This is a genomic window from Polymorphospora sp. NPDC051019, from assembly GCF_040683055.1.
GTDB classification, from domain to species: domain Bacteria; phylum Actinomycetota; class Actinomycetes; order Mycobacteriales; family Micromonosporaceae; genus Polymorphospora; species Polymorphospora lycopeni.
Map to the genome: position 1 here is coordinate 38130 of NZ_JBFBCH010000033.1, position 17737 is coordinate 55866.

At 73.3% G+C, this 17737-nt stretch carries 15 protein-coding genes; 6 read left to right on the forward strand and 9 right to left on the reverse strand.

Annotated elements, in window-relative coordinates; translation table 11 throughout:
• The 9 genes from AB0M79_RS34160 to AB0M79_RS34200 form a co-directional block, all read right to left on the reverse strand.
• Entirely contained in the window at positions 1-795 is a 795-nt protein-coding gene (locus AB0M79_RS34160; RefSeq protein WP_364222301.1) for a helix-turn-helix domain-containing protein, read from the reverse strand.
• A gap of 92 nt (positions 796-887) precedes the next feature.
• Positions 888-1265, reverse strand: a complete 378-nt coding sequence (locus tag AB0M79_RS34165; protein WP_364222222.1) for a nuclear transport factor 2 family protein — start codon at positions 1263-1265, stop codon at positions 888-890.
• Complete coding sequence (locus tag AB0M79_RS34170) at positions 1262-2467, reverse strand: cytochrome P450 (RefSeq protein WP_364222225.1); 1206 nt, start codon at positions 2465-2467, stop codon at positions 1262-1264. Before AB0M79_RS34170 ends, AB0M79_RS34165 begins: the two co-directional genes overlap by 4 nt.
• Entirely contained in the window at positions 2464-3807 is a 1344-nt protein-coding gene (locus tag AB0M79_RS34175) for an amidase (RefSeq protein ID WP_364222228.1), read from the reverse strand. The genes AB0M79_RS34170 and AB0M79_RS34175 overlap by 4 nt, the downstream gene beginning before the upstream one ends.
• Entirely contained in the window at positions 3800-4744 is a 945-nt protein-coding gene (locus tag AB0M79_RS34180; RefSeq protein ID WP_364222231.1) for a ScbA/BarX family gamma-butyrolactone biosynthesis protein, read from the reverse strand. The genes AB0M79_RS34175 and AB0M79_RS34180 overlap by 8 nt, the downstream gene beginning before the upstream one ends.
• Positions 4741-6651: a beta-galactosidase gene (locus AB0M79_RS34185; RefSeq protein WP_364222234.1), complete on the reverse strand. Its 1911-nt coding sequence runs from the start codon at positions 6649-6651 to the stop codon at positions 4741-4743. Before AB0M79_RS34185 ends, AB0M79_RS34180 begins: the two co-directional genes overlap by 4 nt.
• On the reverse strand, positions 6648-7676 hold the full coding sequence (locus tag AB0M79_RS34190) for an alcohol dehydrogenase catalytic domain-containing protein (protein WP_364222237.1): 1029 nt from the start codon (positions 7674-7676) through the stop codon (positions 6648-6650). Before AB0M79_RS34190 ends, AB0M79_RS34185 begins: the two co-directional genes overlap by 4 nt.
• On the reverse strand, positions 7673-8599 hold the full coding sequence (locus AB0M79_RS34195) for an inositol monophosphatase family protein (RefSeq protein WP_364222240.1): 927 nt from the start codon (positions 8597-8599) through the stop codon (positions 7673-7675). The genes AB0M79_RS34190 and AB0M79_RS34195 overlap by 4 nt, the downstream gene beginning before the upstream one ends.
• Positions 8596-9807, reverse strand: coding sequence for an aspartate aminotransferase family protein (locus tag AB0M79_RS34200; RefSeq protein ID WP_364222243.1), 1212 nt, complete (start codon positions 9805-9807; stop codon positions 8596-8598). The genes AB0M79_RS34195 and AB0M79_RS34200 overlap by 4 nt, the downstream gene beginning before the upstream one ends.
• A gap of 1035 nt (positions 9808-10842) precedes the next feature.
• Here AB0M79_RS34200 and AB0M79_RS34205 point away from each other — a divergent pair.
• From AB0M79_RS34205 to AB0M79_RS34230, 6 genes are read left to right on the forward strand one after another with little or no spacing between them, the layout of a single operon-like run.
• A complete protein-coding gene (locus tag AB0M79_RS34205) occupies positions 10843-11841 on the forward strand; it encodes a glycosyltransferase family A protein (protein ID WP_364222246.1) in 999 nt (332 codons plus the stop codon).
• Positions 11838-13199, forward strand: coding sequence for a glycosyltransferase 87 family protein (locus AB0M79_RS34210; protein ID WP_364222249.1), 1362 nt, complete (start codon positions 11838-11840; stop codon positions 13197-13199). The genes AB0M79_RS34205 and AB0M79_RS34210 overlap by 4 nt, the downstream gene beginning before the upstream one ends.
• Positions 13200-14204, forward strand: coding sequence for a glycosyltransferase (locus AB0M79_RS34215; RefSeq protein ID WP_364222252.1), 1005 nt, complete (start codon positions 13200-13202; stop codon positions 14202-14204).
• A gap of 26 nt (positions 14205-14230) precedes the next feature.
• Positions 14231-15283, forward strand: a complete 1053-nt coding sequence (locus tag AB0M79_RS34220; RefSeq protein ID WP_364222303.1) for a glycosyltransferase — start codon at positions 14231-14233, stop codon at positions 15281-15283.
• Complete coding sequence (locus AB0M79_RS34225; RefSeq protein WP_364222255.1) at positions 15280-16452, forward strand: lysylphosphatidylglycerol synthase domain-containing protein; 1173 nt, start codon at positions 15280-15282, stop codon at positions 16450-16452. Before AB0M79_RS34220 ends, AB0M79_RS34225 begins: the two co-directional genes overlap by 4 nt.
• Positions 16385-17707: an aminotransferase class III-fold pyridoxal phosphate-dependent enzyme gene (locus AB0M79_RS34230; protein ID WP_364222306.1), complete on the forward strand. Its 1323-nt coding sequence runs from the start codon at positions 16385-16387 to the stop codon at positions 17705-17707. Before AB0M79_RS34225 ends, AB0M79_RS34230 begins: the two co-directional genes overlap by 68 nt.
• The last annotated feature ends 30 nt before the right edge of the window (positions 17708-17737 follow it).

Genomic DNA, 17737 nt, shown 5'->3' on the forward strand with positions numbered 1-17737 from the left:
TCATCTCCGTTCGAGGACTGGTCGGTTCGGGTCGCCGTACGCCGGGGTCTCGTCGCCGAGTTCGGCGGTCAGCCGCGACAGCCGGTCGAGGGTCTGGTCCCGGTGCTGGTCCAGCCAGCCGGCCCGGGCGGTCACACAGATGGCGCCGGCGATCTGGCCGTAGCGGCGCAACGGCACGGCGAGGGTGTTCCAGCCGGCGACCGGCGACGGGCCGTAGGTGTGGCCGCTGCCGGCCCGGCCCCGCCCCCCGGTGTCCGCCCCGCCGCGCCGGCCGCTGCCGGCCGGGCCGCCGGCCGCCATGTGCGCCAGGATCAGCCGGCCGGGCGCGTCGACGGTGAGCGGGGCGCAGAACACCATGTCGGTGGCGAGCAGCCGTTCGGCGTCGCTGAGCAGTTCGTCGTGCTCCGGGGCGAAGTACGCCAGGCAGTACCGCATCGGCGGGTCGAGGACGAGGGGAACGTAGAGCAGGACGGACTGGCCGGTGCTCTCCTGGAGTGCGGCCAGGCCGAGCCGGATCCGGCGGGAGACGGCGAGCGGCAGGCTCACCGGCACGGTCGGCTCCTGCGTCGCGGCACCCTGGTCGCGCCACCTGATCAGGGCGTACCGGCCGCGCTGGGCCTTGGTCACGGTCCCGGCGCGGATGCCCGCCTGGAGGATGCGATGGGCGGTCGACGGGCCCAGCCGGGCCTGGGCGGCCACGTCACGCAGCCGGTGCGGCCCGGGGCCGAGCGACTCCAGGGCATCGAGAAGCTCGAAGACCCGGTCGTTTGAGGTTCGTGCGAAATCTAGGCCCATCGTCACGCTGACGTTCTCCTTACGTACTGATGTGTTGAGTGGGCGCGTGGCCGGCCGCGACGGCGGCCGGCCACGCCGCCCGTGCCGTGCGGTCAGAACATTCCGTTGGGGACACGGGCCGTTTCCGGTACGGGCTGCTCCACGTCCCAGTGCTCGATCAGCCGCCCGTCCTCGATCCGCCAGAGGTCGACGACGGCCAGGCCGGGACCGGTGTCGTCGCGCAGCCGCATGTGGTGGTGTACGGCGACCAGGTCGCCGTCGGCGAGGATCCGCTTGATGTCGGAACTGCCGCCGGCGAAGGCGGCCTCGCGCAGGTGGTCGACGTAGGCGTCGCGGCCCGACGGCGCGTCGGGGCTGTGCTGCCGGAACCGCTCGTGGATGAGTTCGGTGACGGCGTCGAGGTCGCGGTGGACGAAGAACTGCTCGTAGAGGCGCCGGACGAGTTCCTTGTTGTGTGCGGGCGTGGTCATGCGGTGTCCCTTCCTTCGACGGGGGTTTCCCAGTGGACCGGCAGCCGGTGCAGGCCATGGAAGTCCATTGAGTCCTTGATCTGCGGCGCCCGCGCCTCGTCGGCGAGACGCAGGCCGGGCAGCCTGCCCAGGAGGCCGGCGAGGGCCGTACGCAGCGTGGTGCGGGCGAGGTAGTGCCCGAGGCACTGGTGCGGGCCGAACCCGAACGCCAGGTGCCGGCGGGCGTCGGCGCGGGCCAGGTCGAGGGTGTCCGGTTCGGTGAAGCGCCGCGGGTCGGCGTTCGCGGCCGGCAGGCCCAGGACGACGCCCTCGCCGGCCCGGACGATCCGGTCGCCGACCTCGATGTCGGCGGTCGCGACCCGGGCCAGCCCGAGCTGGATGATGCTGTGGAAGCGCAGCAGTTCCTCGACCGCGTTCTGCTGCCCCTGCGGGCCGGCGGCCAGGAAGTCCGCGCCGGCCGCCGGATCGTCCAGCAGGGTCCACGCGCTCAGCGCGAGCATGTTCGCCGAGGTGTCGTGGCCGGCGGCGACCAGCAGCACGAGGTTGTCCACCACCTCCTCGTCGGTGAGCCCGCCGGTGGTGACGAGCCGGCTGGCGAGGTCGTCGCGGGCCCGGCGGCGCCGGTCCCCGACCAGGTCGGCGACCAGGGCGGTGATCGCCGCGCTCGCCGCCGCCTTCTGCCCGGCCGAGCGGGTGCCGTCGGTGAGCACGTGGGTGTTGTGTTCGAAGACCTCGTGCGACTCGTAGCCGAGGCCGATCACGTGGCAGATGGTGCGCGAGGCGACCGGCAGCGCGAACCGTTCGACGAGGTCGGCCGGTACCGGCCCGGCCAGCAGGCCGTCGACGGCCCGGTCGACGATGCGGTCCAGTTCCGGTTGCATGCGTGCCACGGCCGGGACGGAGAACTCGGCGCCGAGGACGCGGCGGAGCCGTTCGTGCGCGGCGCCGTCCAGCCCGATCAGCGAACGGCTCAGCGGCGGCACCTCGACCGCCGACCCGAAGGCCGGATAGCCGGGGTGGGTGGAGTCGGAGCTGAGCGCGGGGTGCCGCAGCAGGCGCCGTACGTCGTCGTAGCGGGTGACGAGCCAGGCGGGGCGGCCGCCGGGGAGCACGACCGGGGTGACCGGTGCCTCCTCGCGCCACCGCGCGTACTCCGGTGGTGGCCGCAGCGGGCAGGACCGCTCGGCGGGATAGCGGTTCATGCGGCGGCTCCGGTGAGGGCCTCCACGTCGGTGGCGGCCCGCAGCAGGTGGTGGTCGCTGCCCGGGGCACCGACGAGTTGCAGACCGACGGGATGGCCGGCGGCGGTCCGGCCGCACGGCACCGTGACGGCCGGGCAGCCGGCCATCGGGGCGAGGGTGGCGAGCGGCCAGACCGCGGCGGCCCGGTCCAGGTGCGGCCGGTCCGGGTACGGGCTCGGGCGGTCCGGGACCGGCCACGGCGGTACGCCGAACGTGGGGATGGCGAGGATGTCGTAGCGGCCGAGGAAGGCCGCCGCCGTCCGCCGGAACCCGGCCCGGGTCCGCCGGGCGGCGGCGAGGCGGTCGGCGGTGACGCGCCGGCCGGCGGCCACCTCGGTCCGCAGCACCGGGCCGACGGCGGTGCGGTGCCGGTCGACCCGGTCGCCGTGCAGCAGCGCGGCCCGGTGCGCCAGCAGGGTCAGGCCCGCGTCGTGTACGCCGTCGACGTCCGGCGCGTCCGGCTCGACCCGGTAGCCGGCGTCGGGCAGCCGCTCGGCGGCGCGGGTGCACAGCCGCCGTACCTCGGGGTCGACGGGAACGGTGCCGCCGAGGTCGGCGCTGAACGCGACCCGTGGTTCGCGGGACCAGGCGGGAGCCCGGACGGGTTCGGCGACCATGGCCGCGAACAGCAGCCCGGCGTCGGCGGCGGTGCGGGCCAGCGGGCCGTGGACCTCGAACCCGACCGGGTCGGTGGTGCCGGTGGGCACGAGCCCGGGCGTGGGGCGCAGGCCGACGACGCCGCAGAAGGCGGCCGGTATCCGGATCGAGCCGGCGGTGTCGGTGCCGTGCCCGCACCAGATCTCGCCGGCGGCGACCGCGGCCGCCGCCCCGCCGCTCGACGCTCCACAGGAGACGGTGGCGTCGACGGGGTTTACGGTGCGCCCGGACAGTTCGTTGACGGTGTCGGCGCCGGCGCAGAACTCCGGCAGCGCGGTCTTGCCGACGACGATCCCGCCCCGGCGTTCGATCCGTTCCACCAGCGGGTCGCTGCGGGTCGGCACGTTGTCGCGGTAGGCGGGGGAGCCGTACGTCGTCGGCACCCCGGCGACGTCGACGACGTCCTTCACCAGCACCGGCAGGCCGGCGAGCCAGGCCGGGTGTCCGGCCTCGGCGGCGTCCGCGCAGAGCCGGTGCGCCCGGGCCCGGGCGCGGGCCAGGCAGGCGGTGGTGAGGGCGTTGACGACCGGTTCGGCCTCGGCGAGGCGGACCTCTACCGCGTCGAGCAGTTCGAGCGGGCTCACCTGCCGGTCGCGGAGCGCCTCGACGACCCGTACGGCGCTCAGGCGCAGCAGCTCATCCATTGCCGCCACCGGGAAGCGGCCACTTCGCGTGGGCGGCCCGGCGACCGAACTGGTGCACCTCGGTCCGGAAGCCGGCCGGGACGCGCCGGACGAGTACGTCCGCCGGGTGGTCGAGTTCGACGAACCGGAGGAACCGGGCCGACATCGACATCGGGGTGAAGTACGGGTCGCCGGACTCGGCGACCACCGCCTGCCGCATCGCCTCGGTCAGCAGCATGCCCGGGGTGTGGTCGGTGGGGTTGTCGAAGAAGTTGGCGTGCCCGGGGTCGATCCGCAGCCGGTAGGCCGTGCCGTCGGCGGACTCCCCGCCGGGGGAGAGGACGACGTCGCCGGGGGAGAGGACGACGTCGCGGGGGGAGAGGACGACGTCGCGTTCGAGGGCCCGGCCGACGGTGCGCGGCGCGACGGCCGGGCCGGGCACGACGTCGGCGACCACGACCTCCAGCGGGTCCCGGCCCCGGACCTTGAGGTAGCGGTCGGCCGGCGGCACGACCGCCTGGCCGCCGCCGCTGCCGACCAGGCGGCCGTCGCGGTACATCCGGCACGACACCTGCGTCTGCATGATCGTGTGGCCGTCGGGTTCCTCGTGGTCGCACTCGACGGTGACGACGAGTTCGGTCGGCTCGTCGGTGATCGCGAGCCCGTCCGGCTCGGCGGTGTAGTGCACCGAGCGCATGATCTGCATGGTGGCCAGCGGTACGTCGTCGAGGACGTGGGCGAGCAGCAGCGAGCCCTGCCGGAGGGTCTCCAGGACCAGCAGCGGGTCGTGCCGGGCCGGGTCGAGCAGGCTGTAGTAGCCGCCGAGGCGGGGCCAGACCGCGCCGGCGGTCACCGTCGTCGCGGTCCTGGTCCAGCTGGTGATCAGTACGGTCGTGGTGTCGCCCCGGTCGACCAGGGCGCGGGGCACGGTCTGGTCGAACGTGATGCCGGTGGTCATGCTGTCTCCTTCGGGGTGGTGGTCGGGCCGGATGCGGTGGTGGCCGGGCCGGGGTCGGCGCTGACCGCGGCCGGGGTGAAGCCGGTGCCGGTGTGCCGCAGGCAGACGGCGCCGTGCGGCGGCACCTCGACGGCGACGGCGACGCCGCGCAGTGTGCGGCGGACGGTGACCGGCCGCGCGCCGAGGTTGAACACGAACACGGCCAGCGGCTGCCCGGCGGCGTCGACGTGGACGAACGCCACGGCCGGGTCGGTGTCGGGGTGGGCGTGCCGGGGTGGCGGGAGCAGCCGCAGCAGCGGCGTGAGGTCCGGCGCGTCCGCCCGGAACACCGGCAGCGGGCCGGGCGGGCCGCCGGCCGCCCCGGCGAGCAGCACCACCGGGTGGCCGGCGGCGCGGTGGTCGCGGATCAGTTCCGCCAGCCTCGGGTCCGGGCCGGCCGGTCCGACCGGTACGAGCCAGGGCACACCGGCACCGGCGTCGGCCGCGTTCGTCTCGGTGACCACGTCGAACTGGAACTGGTGCCGCTCCATCAGGTCGACGGCGAGCCCGGCCACGGTAGGCAGCGCGGGCGCGGCCGGGGCGCTGTCGCCGGGCCACGCCTCGGCGCGGGCGACGGCCTCGGGGACCAGCAGGACGGCGTCGGCGGCGAACCGGGCGCCGGCCAGCCCGGCGTGCGGGGCGCGGACCAGGTCGCGCAGCGCGTGCAGGGCGTGCAGGTTGGCGCCGGCGGTGCCGTCCTCGTGCAGCGGGGCACCCGGGCAGTACGGCGGCGCGTAGTCCAGCGGGTCCAGGCCGTCGGCGCGTACGCCGTCGGGGGCGAGGTCGATCAGCGGACCCCAGTGCCCGGTGGCGCAGGCGGTGTAGACGCTGCAACTGCGCGAGCCGAGCGCCAGCGCCAGCAGCGACTGGAACAGCGCGTTGCCGGGGCGGGCGAAGGCGGGGTCGGTCCAGGTGAACCCCCAGTTGTCCTCGACGTTGCTGGACCGGCGGGTCCGTACGCCGAACCAGTGCGACGCGAACGCGGCCCGGGACCTCGCCGGGTTGCCGACCCAGGCGGTGTAGCCCTCGCGCAGGCCGGTCTCGTCCAGCCGGGCGGTACGCAGCAGCCACGCCGCGGCGCCGCCGGCCGGGCCGTCCAGCGCCGGCAGGGGCAGGTTGACCGTCGCCACCCGGCGGGTTTCCGGGGACAGGTCGGCGGCGAGGTCGAGGTACCGCTCGCGCAGCAGTTCGCCGCCGTACCAGGCCCAGGCCGCCCGCAGCGGTGGTGGCCAGTCGGCGGGCCGGGTGTCGCGTACCGTGGCGGCGAGCGCGGAGCCGGCGGCCCGCAGCCGCTGCGCGAATGCGGCGAGCACGGGGGCCGCGAAGTCGTGCGCGGTCGCCGGCCGGTTCGCGTCGCTGTAGATGCCCTCGTTGCCGATCTGGACGGCGACGACCGGCCCGTGCGGGGCGAGCGTACGCGCCAGGACCTGCCGGTCGACCGCGGCCAGCCAGTGCCGGACCTCGGCCCGGAACCGGGGGCAGGACAGGCTCGGCAGCGGCAGCCCCTGCGACGTGACCGGCCGGCCGGCCACGTCGAGGACGGCGGTGTACGCCGGGTCGGTGGCGGGGCTGACCCGGTCGGGCAGGCCGCCCAACTGCACCTCGGCGTGGATGAACGGCCCCGGCTTGAGCAGCACGCCCAGGCCGGCGCTCTGCGCGAGAGCGATCAGCCGCAGCAGGTCCCGCTGCGGTTCGCGGGCGCCGGTGAAGTCGTACCGGCGCGGGGCGACCTCGTGGAAGCGCCACGGCAGGTAGCAGGTGACGACGTCGATGCCGGCGTCGGCCAGCGCCGCCAGGTTCGGCCCCCAGCGGTCGGGGTCGGCGCGGTAGTACGGGTACTCGCCGTAGACGACCGGTCGGGGGCTCATCGGCCACCGCCGGTGGTGATGACGACCTTCATGCCGCTGTACGGCGCGGCCGCGCCCGGGGCGATGCCGAGGGTGTCGAGCGCGTCGGCGAAGTCGTCCAGCCGTACGTGGTGGCTGACGATCCCCTCCAGCGGCAGGTCCCGGGCCAGTTCGACGGCGCGGACGAAGATGTGGCTGTTGTAGTCGCCGGCCCCGATGACGCTCAGCCCGCGCCGGAGCAGGTCGAGGGGGCGCAGGGTGGCGGTCGCCCGCTCGTGGAAGCCCATGACGACGATCCGGCCGGCGTCGTCGGCGATCTCGCAGGCCCGCTCGAGCAGCGGGCCGACGGTGTCGACGACCAGGGTCGCCGACCGGGCGGCGACCAGGTCGGGTTCGGTGACGGTGACCGCGCTGCCGGGGATGCCGGCGAAGTAGGTCCGGGCGGCGGCCCGGCGGTAGGGGTCGGGTTCGGCGAGCCGGGCCCGGGCGCCGGCGTGGTCGGCGAGCAGGGCGACCAGGACGCCGATCGGCCCGCCGCCGAGGACGACGACCTCGTCGCCGGTCCGCAGCCGGCCCGCCGCCAGGTTGTTCATGACGCAGGCGAGCGGTTCGACCAGTACGGCGCGGTCGTAGGACATGCCGTCCGGCAGCCGGTGGAGGAACCGCTCCTCCAGCCGCAGGTGTTCGGCGAAGGCGCCGTCGCGGTCGATGCCGATCTCGTTGCCGGCCTTGTGCAGGCAGAAGTTCAGGGCGCCGCGCCGGCACCACCGGCACAGGCCACAGTAGAGGGTCGGGTTCGCCACCACCCGGTCGCCGGGCGCGAGCGTGGTCACGCCGGCACCGACCTCGACGACCTCGCCGACCGCCTCGTGTCCCATGACCACACCGGGCACGGCCGGGAACTTCCCCAGCAGCACCCCGCGGTCGGTGCCGCAGAAGCCGGTCTGCACGACGCGTACGACGACGTCGTCGGGGGCGGTGACCCGTGGCCGTGGACGGTGGACCAGCCGCAGGGTGCGGTCCGGTTGCAGGACGAGGGCCTTCACGCGAATCCTCCGGAGTGCCAGCGGATGTTGTCGAGCAGGGCGCGGTGCAGCGCCGGGGTGGCCGCCGCGACGCACGACCGCTGACCGGCCGGGTCGACGGCGAGCAGCGGCATGTCGTCCAGCGGGGCGCCGTAGCCGTCGGTCACCGTGACCCCGGCCCGCCGGGCCAGGTAGACGGCGGCGGCGATGTCGTACGGGAAGAGGTGCAGGATGTTGCCCCGGCCGGCCCGGCGGAACGCGGCCTCGGTGCCCGGGTGGTCGCGCAGGATCCGGTTGCCGACGTCGACGAACGCGTCGAGCTGGCCGGTGACGATCCGGGTGATCGAGTACGAGGCGCTGTTGAACACGAACACCCCGCCGGTGTTCGCCGACGCGTCCACCAGGTGCGCGTACGCCTCGCACATCAGGCGCATCGGGTGCCCGTTGAACTCCAGCGACCAGAACATCCGGGTCAGGTCGGTGTTCGGGCTGAGCCGGGGCACCGGCCACGGGTAGCCGGCCGCCTCGACCCCGGTGGTGTCGTCGGCGTACAGCCACGCGCCGGTCTTCAGCTCCAGCACGTGGGCGGCGGTCACGTCGCGCAGCGTCGGCCGGCCGTCGCCGATCGGTGCCGCCGCGATCGAGACGGTGCCCATCTCCAGCCCGGCCGACGCCGGCCGGGTGCCGTCGATCGGGTCGACGACGAGGACGTGGCGGGGGTCGGAGCCGGTGGTCCGGGTTCCCTCGTCCTCGGTGTGCACCGCGACCGGGACGTGCGCGTGGCGGCACACGTACTCCCACACCGCCCGCTCGGCGACCTTGTCGATGTCGAACTGGGCGTCGCCGCCCGGCGCGTCGCCGAGGACCGCCCGCCCGCCGGCCGGGACGATCCCGGCGAGCGCGTCGCGCACCGCCCGTGCGGTGCCGGTGAGCAGCGCCCTCATGTGGCGACCTCGCGCAGCAGGGCGTCCAGGCGGTCGCAGATCAGGTCCGCCTCGTCGAGGGTGAGGATGAGCGGCGGGCGGATCTTCAGCACGTTGCCGTGCCCGTACCGGGAGGTGCGCAGCACCAGCCCGTGCCGCATCCCCCGCTCGGCCAGCTCGCCGGTCAGCGCCACCGCCGGCGCGTTGCCGGGCAGCACCAGCTCCACGCCGATCATGAGGCCGACGCCCCGTACGTCGCCGATCGCGCGGTACCGCCGCTGGAGGTCCCGCAGCCGGGCCATGATGTGGTCGCCGGTGGCGCGTACGTTGGCCAGGAACTCCGGCCGCGCCACGATGTCCAGCGTCACGGCGGCGGCCGCGGCGGCCAGCGCGTTGGCGCCGTACGTGAACGAGTGGTGGTGTGCGGGCAGCCCGGCCAGCCGTTCGCTGGTCAGGATGCCGGCGATCTGGGCGCCGCTGCCGCCGAGCCCCTTGCCGACGGTGATCGCGTCCGGCTCGACGCCGAAGTGCTGCGCCGCGAACATCCGCCCGGTACGGCCGATCCCGGTCTGGATCTCGTCGAAGATGAGCACGATGTCGTGCCGGTCGCAGAACTCCCGCAATCGCGGCAGATAGCCGTCCGGCGCCACCACGTTGCCGCCGTTGCCGGAGATGGGTTCGACGATGACGGCGGCGACCTGACCGCCGCTGGCGTACTCGAGGAAGTCGTCGATCCGGTCCACGCACATCAGCGCGCAGCTCTCCCGCCGCTGTCCGTAGAAACAGCGGAAGCAGTACGGATCGGGAACCTGCACCGAGCCCGGATAGAGGATCGGGAACGGAGCCTTGCGGAATGCGTTCCCCGACATCGACGTCATCATCATCGTCTGTCCGTGGTGGCTGCGGAAAAGCGTCACGACCTCCCGCCGTCCGGTCGCCCGCTGGGCCATCTTGACCGCGCCCTCGTTCGCCTCCGAACCGCCGCCGACCTTGAGGTGGACCTGCACCAGGTTGGGCGGCGACTCCTCGACCAGCCGCCGTACGGTGCGGCTGACCGGGTCCACCTGGAACGTCGAGGTCGTGTGGATGAGGTTCGCGGACTGCTGCCGGATCGCCTCGACCACCGCCGGATGCGAGTAGCCCAGGCTGAGGTTGAACGTTCCGGAAGCGCAGTCGATGTACGCCCGCCCGTCCTCGTCGTACAGATAGATTCCCTCTCCGCGAACCATTCTGGTGTCGCTGACCGGGTAATAGAACGCGTCACGTATTGACGTATCCATTCCACCTCGATTCGGTATTCCAAAACCGCCCGTGGCGGCAATGCCCACCAAGCATGAGTACGGATAACAGTGATGTCAATGAATCATCCGGTTGTTCCGTGAGGCGCCGAAAGGGCGCGCGGAATTCCGCCAGCGGGAAGCATTCCATTCATCTGCGGTCCGGTGTGGATACGGCGGGCCGCCGCCGGTGGCCGCGGAGTCCGTCGGGCGTGCCGCCGGTCGGGGAGCGCCGGGTGCCGGCGGCGGTGCGGGCGCCGGCGGTCGCGACCCCGAGCGGGCGGGGCCGGTGGGCGGAGTGTGTCCCGAGGATTTCCCGGGTCCGGTGCCAGGGCGGGGGTGCGCCCGCCGTGCCGAATCCGTCTACGTGCGACGGTCGTGACTATCCCGGGATTTCGTCGGGTCGGTTTCTCCCATTACCGGTCGTGTCAACAGGTTCCCAATTCCGGGTCCGGTGTGGGACGACGGTCGGAGTGTCGGAGGTCATGTGCGGCGGGTCGGTCGGCCCCGGTGCCCGGCCCGCCGTCGAACCGGCCCGGGCTCGGGCGCCACGGTCCCGGGGGCGGGTCGGCGTCCGGTCGTCGCAGGTGGGCCGGCTCGCGTCGGGCGCGGGCCGGTCGGTCCAGCCCGTCCTCGTGGTGGAGAGATGGGGTGACACAACGGCGCACGGTGGCCGAAACCTCTCGAACCGCTTGTCCCCATCCAATGCGACATATTGACCTGTATCAAGCAGATGTCAAGCCTTGAATGCCCTTTGTGAAGTCCTTGACGGGGTGACCACCCGTACGCAGAATATAGGCGGCCATCGCTTGATGGATCTTGATGGTCAACAATTCAGACTTCCGTTCATATGAACATGAGCAGACAAAGCCGAATCTCGGAATTTCGCCGCAGAGGTTCCGGCGACACGCGACCCGGCCCAATCGACGCGGCACCGGCCTGTGCCGGCCCCGGCCGGACCGGCCCGACGCGAGAAGGAGAGGCACAGTGGACCCGCTGGTCTCCGTCGTCATCCCCTGCTACAACCGGGCCCGCACGGTCGCGCTGTGCGTCGAGTCGGTGCTCCGGCAGACCCACCCGGCCATCGAGATCATCGTGGTCGACGACGCGAGCACCGACGGCTCCGCGATGATCGCCGCGTCCGCCGGTGCCACCGTCCTGCGCCTGACCACGAACAGCGGCCCCGGCGCCGCCCGCAACCTGGGCGCCGAGCACGCGCAGGGCGAGATCCTGTTCTTCCTCGACGCCGACGTCGCGCTCGAACCGGGTAGCGTCGCCGCCGCGGTCGCGGAGCTGTCGTCGGCGCCGGGGCTCGGCGCCATCTGCGGCGTGCTCCGCCCGGAGTCGCTGCTGTCGCACAACCTCATCGCCGAATACCGGGCGTTGCAGATGTACCACTGGTGGCTGGCCCGGGAGGGCCCGATGGAAGGGCTGCACACCGCACTGTGCGCGATGCGCGCCGACGTCTTCCGCGAGCTGGGGCCGTTCAACCCCGACCTGCGGCACACCGAGGCACCGGAGTACGGCTACCGGATCAGGCAGCGCTACGACGTACGCAGCACCGCCGCCATCGCCGGCACACACGACCACGACACGACGCTGCGGGTCCTGCTGCCGAAGGTGTTCCTGCGGGCCCGGGCCAGCGCCTACGAGGTGCGGCCCGGTGAGGTCCTCGGCGGAGCCGCCTCCCGGGTGCTGGCCAGCGGCCTGATCCTCGCCGCCGCCCTCACCCTGCCCCTGCCGCTGATCGTCGGCGCCGCCGGGCTCGCGGCGCCGCTGCTGCTGCTCGCGCTGGCCGTGGCACTCGAGGGCGGCACCTACCGGCGGGTGATGTCCGACCGCGGCGTCCGGTTCGGCCTGCGATTCGCCGCCGTCCACCTGCTCTACCAGCTCACGTCCGCGGCCGGCGCGGCGATCGGGACCGTCGAGCGGATCGTCCGCCCCGCCGCCCGGCGGGCCGCCCCGTCCGTCGGGGTGCCCCGGTGACCGTTGCCCCGCACACCGGCCCCGACCGCCGTACGGCCGCCACCGTGACCGGCGTGCTCCTGCTGACCGTCGCCGTGACGGTCGCGGCGATCGCCGTCGTGCAGTGGGTCGCCGCACGGACCGGAAGCGCCTGGGCGCCCGGGGGCGACCTCGCGGTCTACCGGGACGCCGCCACGGCGGTCCTGGGCGGCGGATCGCCGTACGAGGTCAGCCGGGACGGGTACGGCTTCGTCTACCCACCGTTCGCCGTACTGACGCTGCTGCCCCTGGCAACCGTCGGCCATTCGGTCGGCTACTGGGCCTGGACGGCACTGTCGGCACTGGTCGTACCGGCCGTGGTGTGGCTCCTGGCCGGACACCTGGCGCCCGGTGACGGCCGGCGGCGGCTGCTGCTCTTCGCGGCCGGCACCCTGGCCGTGCTGCCACTGTCGCCGATCGCCGGAACCCTGCTGCTCGGCAACGTCAACATCCTGCTGCTGGCGCTGGTGCTGGTCGACCTGCTCCGGATCCGGGGGCGCCACCAGGGGATCCTGATCGGCGTCGCCGCCGGGCTCAAGCTGACCCCGCTGATCTTCGTCGCCTACCTGCTGCTGACCGGCCGGATCAGGGCCGCGGTGACCGCGCTGGCGACGTTCGCCGCCACCGTCGTGGTCGGGTTCGTGCTCCTGCCGTCCGCCTCGGCCACCTTCTGGGGCGGCGCCTTCGTCGACGGCTCGCGCACCCGGCCGCCGGACGAGGAGGCGTACGGCAGTTCGCTGCGCGGGGCCACGCTGAACCTCCTGCCGGAATCGTGGCATCCGGTGTGGCTGCCGGTGAGTGTGCTGGCGGGCGTCGCCGGCCTGGCCGTCGCGGTATGGGCGAGCCGGCGCCACGAGGAGCTGACCGGAATCCTGGCCTGCGCCGTCACCGGCCTGCTCGTCTCGCCGGTCACCTGGTACGCCCACTGGGTCTGGTGCGTGCCGTTGCTCGCCCTGCTGGCCGCCCGTCCCGGGCGTCAGGTGCCCGCCGTGCTGGCCGCCCGTTCCGGGCGTCAGGTGCCCGCCGTGTTCGCCGCCCGTTCCGGGCGTCAGGTGCCCGTCCTGCTGGCCGCCCGTCCCGGGCGTCCGGTGCTGGTCGGCGGCCTGTGGCTCGTCTTCGCCCTGCCGCTGCCCTGGTGGATCGCGCACGTCGTCGGCTGGGTGCCGCTGCCGGAACAGACCTGGGTGCGGCCGGTCGAACTGCTCTACACCCTGCTCGGGGCGGCGCTGCTGGTCCTGGCCGCGGTCCGGCTGCACCGGACCGGTCCGGATGCCGGTCCGGCACCCCGTCCGGCACGTCCTCCGGCCCCGGACCGCGTGACCGTCGAGGGGAGGCCGTAGATGGCACCGGCGGCCGGGGTTGCGGTGATCGTGCCGAATTTCAACAAGGAGAAGACGCTGCGGGCGTGTTTGGAGTCGGTGTTCGGGCAGTCGTATGTGCCGGTCGAGGTGGTGGTGGTGGATGACCGGAGTACGGATGGTTCGCGGGAGATCGCGGCGGGGTTTCCGTGTCGGGTGGTGGAGTTGCCGGTGAATTCGGGGCCGGCGGCGGCGCGGAATGCGGGGGTGGCGGCGAGTTCGGCGCCGTTGTTGTTCTTTGTGGATTCGGATACGGCGTTGGCGCCGGATGCGGTGGGGAATGCGGTGCGGCTGTTGGTGGGGTCGCCGGGGGTGGGGATGGTGCAGGGGATCTATGACGCGCGTCCGTTGTTCGATGACGGTCCGGTGGAGGCGTACCGGGTGGCGTTCGAGCATTTCTGGCGCCGGCGCAGCGTCGGGCGGCGGCGGGCCGCGACGCTGTTCGCGGCCAGCCTGATCCCGCGTACGGTGTTCGAGGAGGTCGGCGGCTTCGACGAGCGGCTGCGCACCGGTGAGGACACCGAGTTCGGCACCCGGTTGCCCGACCGCTACCACCTCGTCGTCACCGACACCGTCGTCACCCGGCACGACGACGTTGACCGGTTCCTGCCGTTCGTTCGGGAGCAGTTCGGCTTCGCGACGCAGACACCGCTGGTCATGCTCCGCGCCGGCCGGCGGCGCAACGCCGGCACCGGGATGCGGGTGAACGCGTTCTCGCCGACCGGGCTCGTCCTGTCCGGGCTCAGCCTGCTGACCCTGCCGTTCGTCTTCTTCCTGCCGTGGCTGCTGCCGCTGTGGCTCGGCCTGTTGATCGGGTCGGCGGCGACCAGCCACCGGTTCCTGCGCTTCACCTACCGGTTCCGGGGCGCCGCGTTCGCCGCGTACGCGACCGGGATGCACATGCTGCTCTACGCGCTGGCCGTCGTCGGCACCGGAGTCGGCGTGCTGCGGGTCGCGTACGTCGTGGCACGGGGGCGGGCGCGGTGAGCGGGGCCGGCGGGGTTGCGGTGATCGTGCCGAATTTCAACAAGGAGAAGACGCTGCGGGCGTGTTTGGAGTCGGTGTTCGGGCAGTCGTATGTGCCGGTCGAGGTGGTGGTGGTGGATGACCGGAGTACGGATGGTTCGCGGGAGATCGCGGCGGGGTTTCCGTGTCGGGTGGTGGAGTTGCCGGTGAATTCGGGGCCGGCGGCGGCGCGGAATGCGGGGGTGGCGGCGAGTTCGGCGCCGTTGTTGTTCTTTGTGGATTCGGATACGGCGTTGGCGCCGGATGCGGTGGGGAATGCGGTGCGGCTGTTGGTGGGGTCGCCGGGGGTGGGGATGGTGCAGGGGATCTATGACGCGCGTCCGTTGTTCGATGACGGTCCGGTGGAGGCGTACCGGGTGGCGTTCGAGCATTTCTGGCGCAAACGCAGCGTCGGGCGGGACACCGGTGCCCTCTTCGCCGCCACCCTGATCCCGCGCGCAGTCTTCGAGGAGACCGGCGGCTTCGACGAGCGGCTGCGCAGCGGCGAGGACGACGAGTTCGGCACCCGGCTGCCCGACCGCTACCGGCTGGTGGCCACCGACCGGGTGCTGACCCGGCACGACGACGTCGACCGGCTGCTGCCGCTGCTGGCCGAACAGTTCGTCCGCGCCAGCGCGAAGCCCCTGCTCATGGCGCGGACGTGGCGGCGGCAGCGGGCCGGTGCGGCCGGCACCGGCGCCCGGGTCGGCATGATGTCGACCGACCGCTTCCGGCACCTGGAGTGGGCGGCCCAGATCTCGCTGCTCACGTCGGCGCTGGCGCTGGCGACCGTACCGCTGACGGTGGTCGTGCCCTGGCTGGCGCTGACCTGGCCGGTGCTGGGCGCGGTGTTCGTCGCGGCCAACCGCCGGTTTCTCCGGCTCACCCACCAACTGCGCGGGCCGGGCTTCGCCGTGTTCGCCGCCGGGCTGCACGCGTTGTCGTACGCGGCCCTGGTCGCCGGCCTGGTCGCCGGGCTGCCCCGGGCCGGCTGGGTCCTGCTGCGCGAGCGCGCGCACCGGCGCCGGCCGCGGCCGGCCGGGGCGGAGGTGCCGCGATGAACCTCGGTGCGCTGGCCGCCGCGGTCCGCCGCCCCGCGCCGCGCTGGTGGCGTCCACTGTGGCGGGTCGTGGTGGTGGTGTTCACGCTCGTCGTGGTGGCCGCCGTCGTACGGGCACTTGCCGGCCAGGACTGGTCGGTCGTCGCCGTCCTCGGTGAGCGGCACGACGCCGCCGGGATCGCCCTGCTGCTGGCCGCCGCCCTGCTGGCGGCCACGGTCGGCCCGCTGCTGGGGATGCTGTCGTGGCGGGCGGTCCTGCTCGAACTCGGCCCGCCACTCAGCCTGACCCGGATCATGCGCGTCTTCTTCGTCGGCTTCCTCGCCAAGTACGTGCCCGGCAAGGTGCCGGGCATCGTCGCCGCCGTCAAGGTGGCCACGTCCAACGGGATCACCCTGCCCCGGATGCTGGTGGCGGGGACGCTCAGCGCCCTCCTGGTGCACCTGACCGGGCTGACCGTCGGCCTGCTCGCCGGCCTACAGGTGCTCGGCGACCGGGCCGCCTGGCTGGCGCTGGCCGCGCTGCCGGTCGTGGTCGCGGTGGGCTGGCCGGGGCTGCTCGGCCGGGGCGCCCACCTGGTGCTGCGACTGCTCCGCCGGCCCGAGCCCGCCCGGTCGGTGTCCGACCGGGCGGTACGCGTCGCGGTCGGCTGGCAGACCTTGTCGTGGCTGGTCAGCGGCGTGCACCTGTGGATCCTGGCGGTCGCGATGGGCGCCGCGCCCGGCCCGTCGCTGCCGCTGTGCGTCGGCGCGTTCGGGCTGGCGACCGTCGTCGGTGTGCTGGCCGTCGTCGTACCCGACGGGCTCGGGGTGCGCGAGACGGTGCTGACCGGGGCGCTGGCGCTGGTGCTGCCGGTGCCGGCGGCGGTGGTGGTGGCCGTGGCGAGCCGGCTGGTGACCACCGTCGGCGAGGTGGTGCTCGGCGGCGCGGCGCTGGGCGTCGTGGAGATCGTCCATCGGAGGTCGTCCGCATCGGATGCGGCGTTGGCAAGGGAGATGAGCGGCCATGGGCAGGTTGATCGGGATCGAGGAGTGCGAGCAGCTGACGGCGAAGGAGGTGCACGACCTCTACCGCCGCTACGTCAGCCGGTCGCAGGTGTCGCTGATGACGACGTTCGGGTTCGGCCGGGAACTGGTGGAGAAGGCCGAGGGCCCCTGGGTCCACATGCGTGACGGCAGCCGGGTGCTGGACATGTCCGGCGGGGTCGGGGTGCTCAACCACGGCCACAACCATCCGCGCATCCTCGCGGCCCGGACCCGGTTCGCGGAGCAGCGGCGGATGGAGGTGCACAAGGCGTTCTTCTCCCCATACCTGGCGGCGCTGAGCCACAACGTGGCCGAACTGCTGCCCGGCGACCTGTCCGTCTCCTACTTCCCGAACTCCGGCGCCGAGGCCAACGAGGGCGCCATCAAGATGGCGTACAAATACCACGACGGGCGCCGCAACACGATCCTGCGCGCCGACATCAGCTTCCACGGCAAGACGCTCGGGGCGGGCAGCCTGACCGGCTCGGCGGAGAACCACTTCCGGTTCCCGGGGCTGCCGAACGCGGTCGTCTACCCGTACGGCGACGTCGACGCGGTGCGCGCCGCGATCGAGGCCACCCGCCGGCCGGACGGCGGCTGTGACGTGTACGCGCTGATGGTGGAGCCGTACAGCGCGTCGAGCATGCGTTCCTGGTCGGAGTCGGCACTGCGCGAACTGCGGCAGCTCTGCACCGACGAGGACATCGTGCTGATCTTCGACGAGGTCTACACCGGATGGGGCAAGACCGGCAGCCTGTTCTACTTCATGCGCTACGACGGCCTGCTGCCGGACATCCTCGCCTACTCCAAGTCGCTCGGCGGCGGCAAGGCGTCGATCTCCGGCTACACCGCCCGCGAGCGGCTGTTCCGCAAGGCGTACGACCGGCTCGCCGACGTGATCCTGCACAGCACCACGTACTACGGCTTCGGTGAGGAGACCGTGACCGCGATCGAGGCGGTCAACGTGGTCGTGGAGGAGGACTTCCCGGGCCGGGCCCGGGAGATCGAGGCGATCCTCGGGCCAGGGCTGGAGCGGATCCGCAAGTCCCACCCGGACGCGGTCGACCGCGTCGCCGGCGTCGGATCGCTGTTCGGAGTGTTCCTCAACAGCGGCCCGAAGCTGCTCGACCTGGCCGGCAAGCTGGTGCCCGGCTTCAACCGCGACCCACGGTTCGGCACCAAGCTGATCACCCTGTCGGTGATCGCGCACCTCTACCGCGAACACAAGATCATGACGTACTACAGCCCCAACGTCGAGAACCCGCTCATGGTCGCCCCGACCCTGATGGTCGAGCCGGCCGACCTGGAGCACTTCCTCGACGCGCTCGACGCCACGCTCGCGCTGGGGCTGCGCCGGCTGCTGACCGGATTCGTACGGGAGAAGGTGGGGTCCGCGTGGTAGCCGCGACCCGCCGGACCGCGGTGACCGGAG

Coding starts and splice junctions, on each gene's coding strand:
- AB0M79_RS34165 (WP_364222222.1), bottom strand. CDS start 1,265: ATGACCACGCCCGCACACAACAAGGAACTCGTCCGGCGCCTCTACGAG.
- AB0M79_RS34230 (WP_364222306.1), top strand. CDS start 16,385: ATGACGACGTTCGGGTTCGGCCGGGAACTGGTGGAGAAGGCCGAGGGC.
- AB0M79_RS34225 (WP_364222255.1), top strand. CDS start 15,280: ATGAACCTCGGTGCGCTGGCCGCCGCGGTCCGCCGCCCCGCGCCGCGC.
- AB0M79_RS34215 (WP_364222252.1), top strand. CDS start 13,200: ATGGCACCGGCGGCCGGGGTTGCGGTGATCGTGCCGAATTTCAACAAG.
- AB0M79_RS34175 (WP_364222228.1), bottom strand. CDS start 3,807: ATGGATGAGCTGCTGCGCCTGAGCGCCGTACGGGTCGTCGAGGCGCTC.
- AB0M79_RS34195 (WP_364222240.1), bottom strand. CDS start 8,599: ATGAGGGCGCTGCTCACCGGCACCGCACGGGCGGTGCGCGACGCGCTC.
- AB0M79_RS34170 (WP_364222225.1), bottom strand. CDS start 2,467: ATGAACCGCTATCCCGCCGAGCGGTCCTGCCCGCTGCGGCCACCACCG.
- AB0M79_RS34180 (WP_364222231.1), bottom strand. CDS start 4,744: ATGACCACCGGCATCACGTTCGACCAGACCGTGCCCCGCGCCCTGGTC.
- AB0M79_RS34160 (WP_364222301.1), bottom strand. CDS start 795: ATGGGCCTAGATTTCGCACGAACCTCAAACGACCGGGTCTTCGAGCTT.
- AB0M79_RS34185 (WP_364222234.1), bottom strand. CDS start 6,651: ATGAGCCCCCGACCGGTCGTCTACGGCGAGTACCCGTACTACCGCGCC.
- AB0M79_RS34200 (WP_364222243.1), bottom strand. CDS start 9,807: ATGGTTCGCGGAGAGGGAATCTATCTGTACGACGAGGACGGGCGGGCG.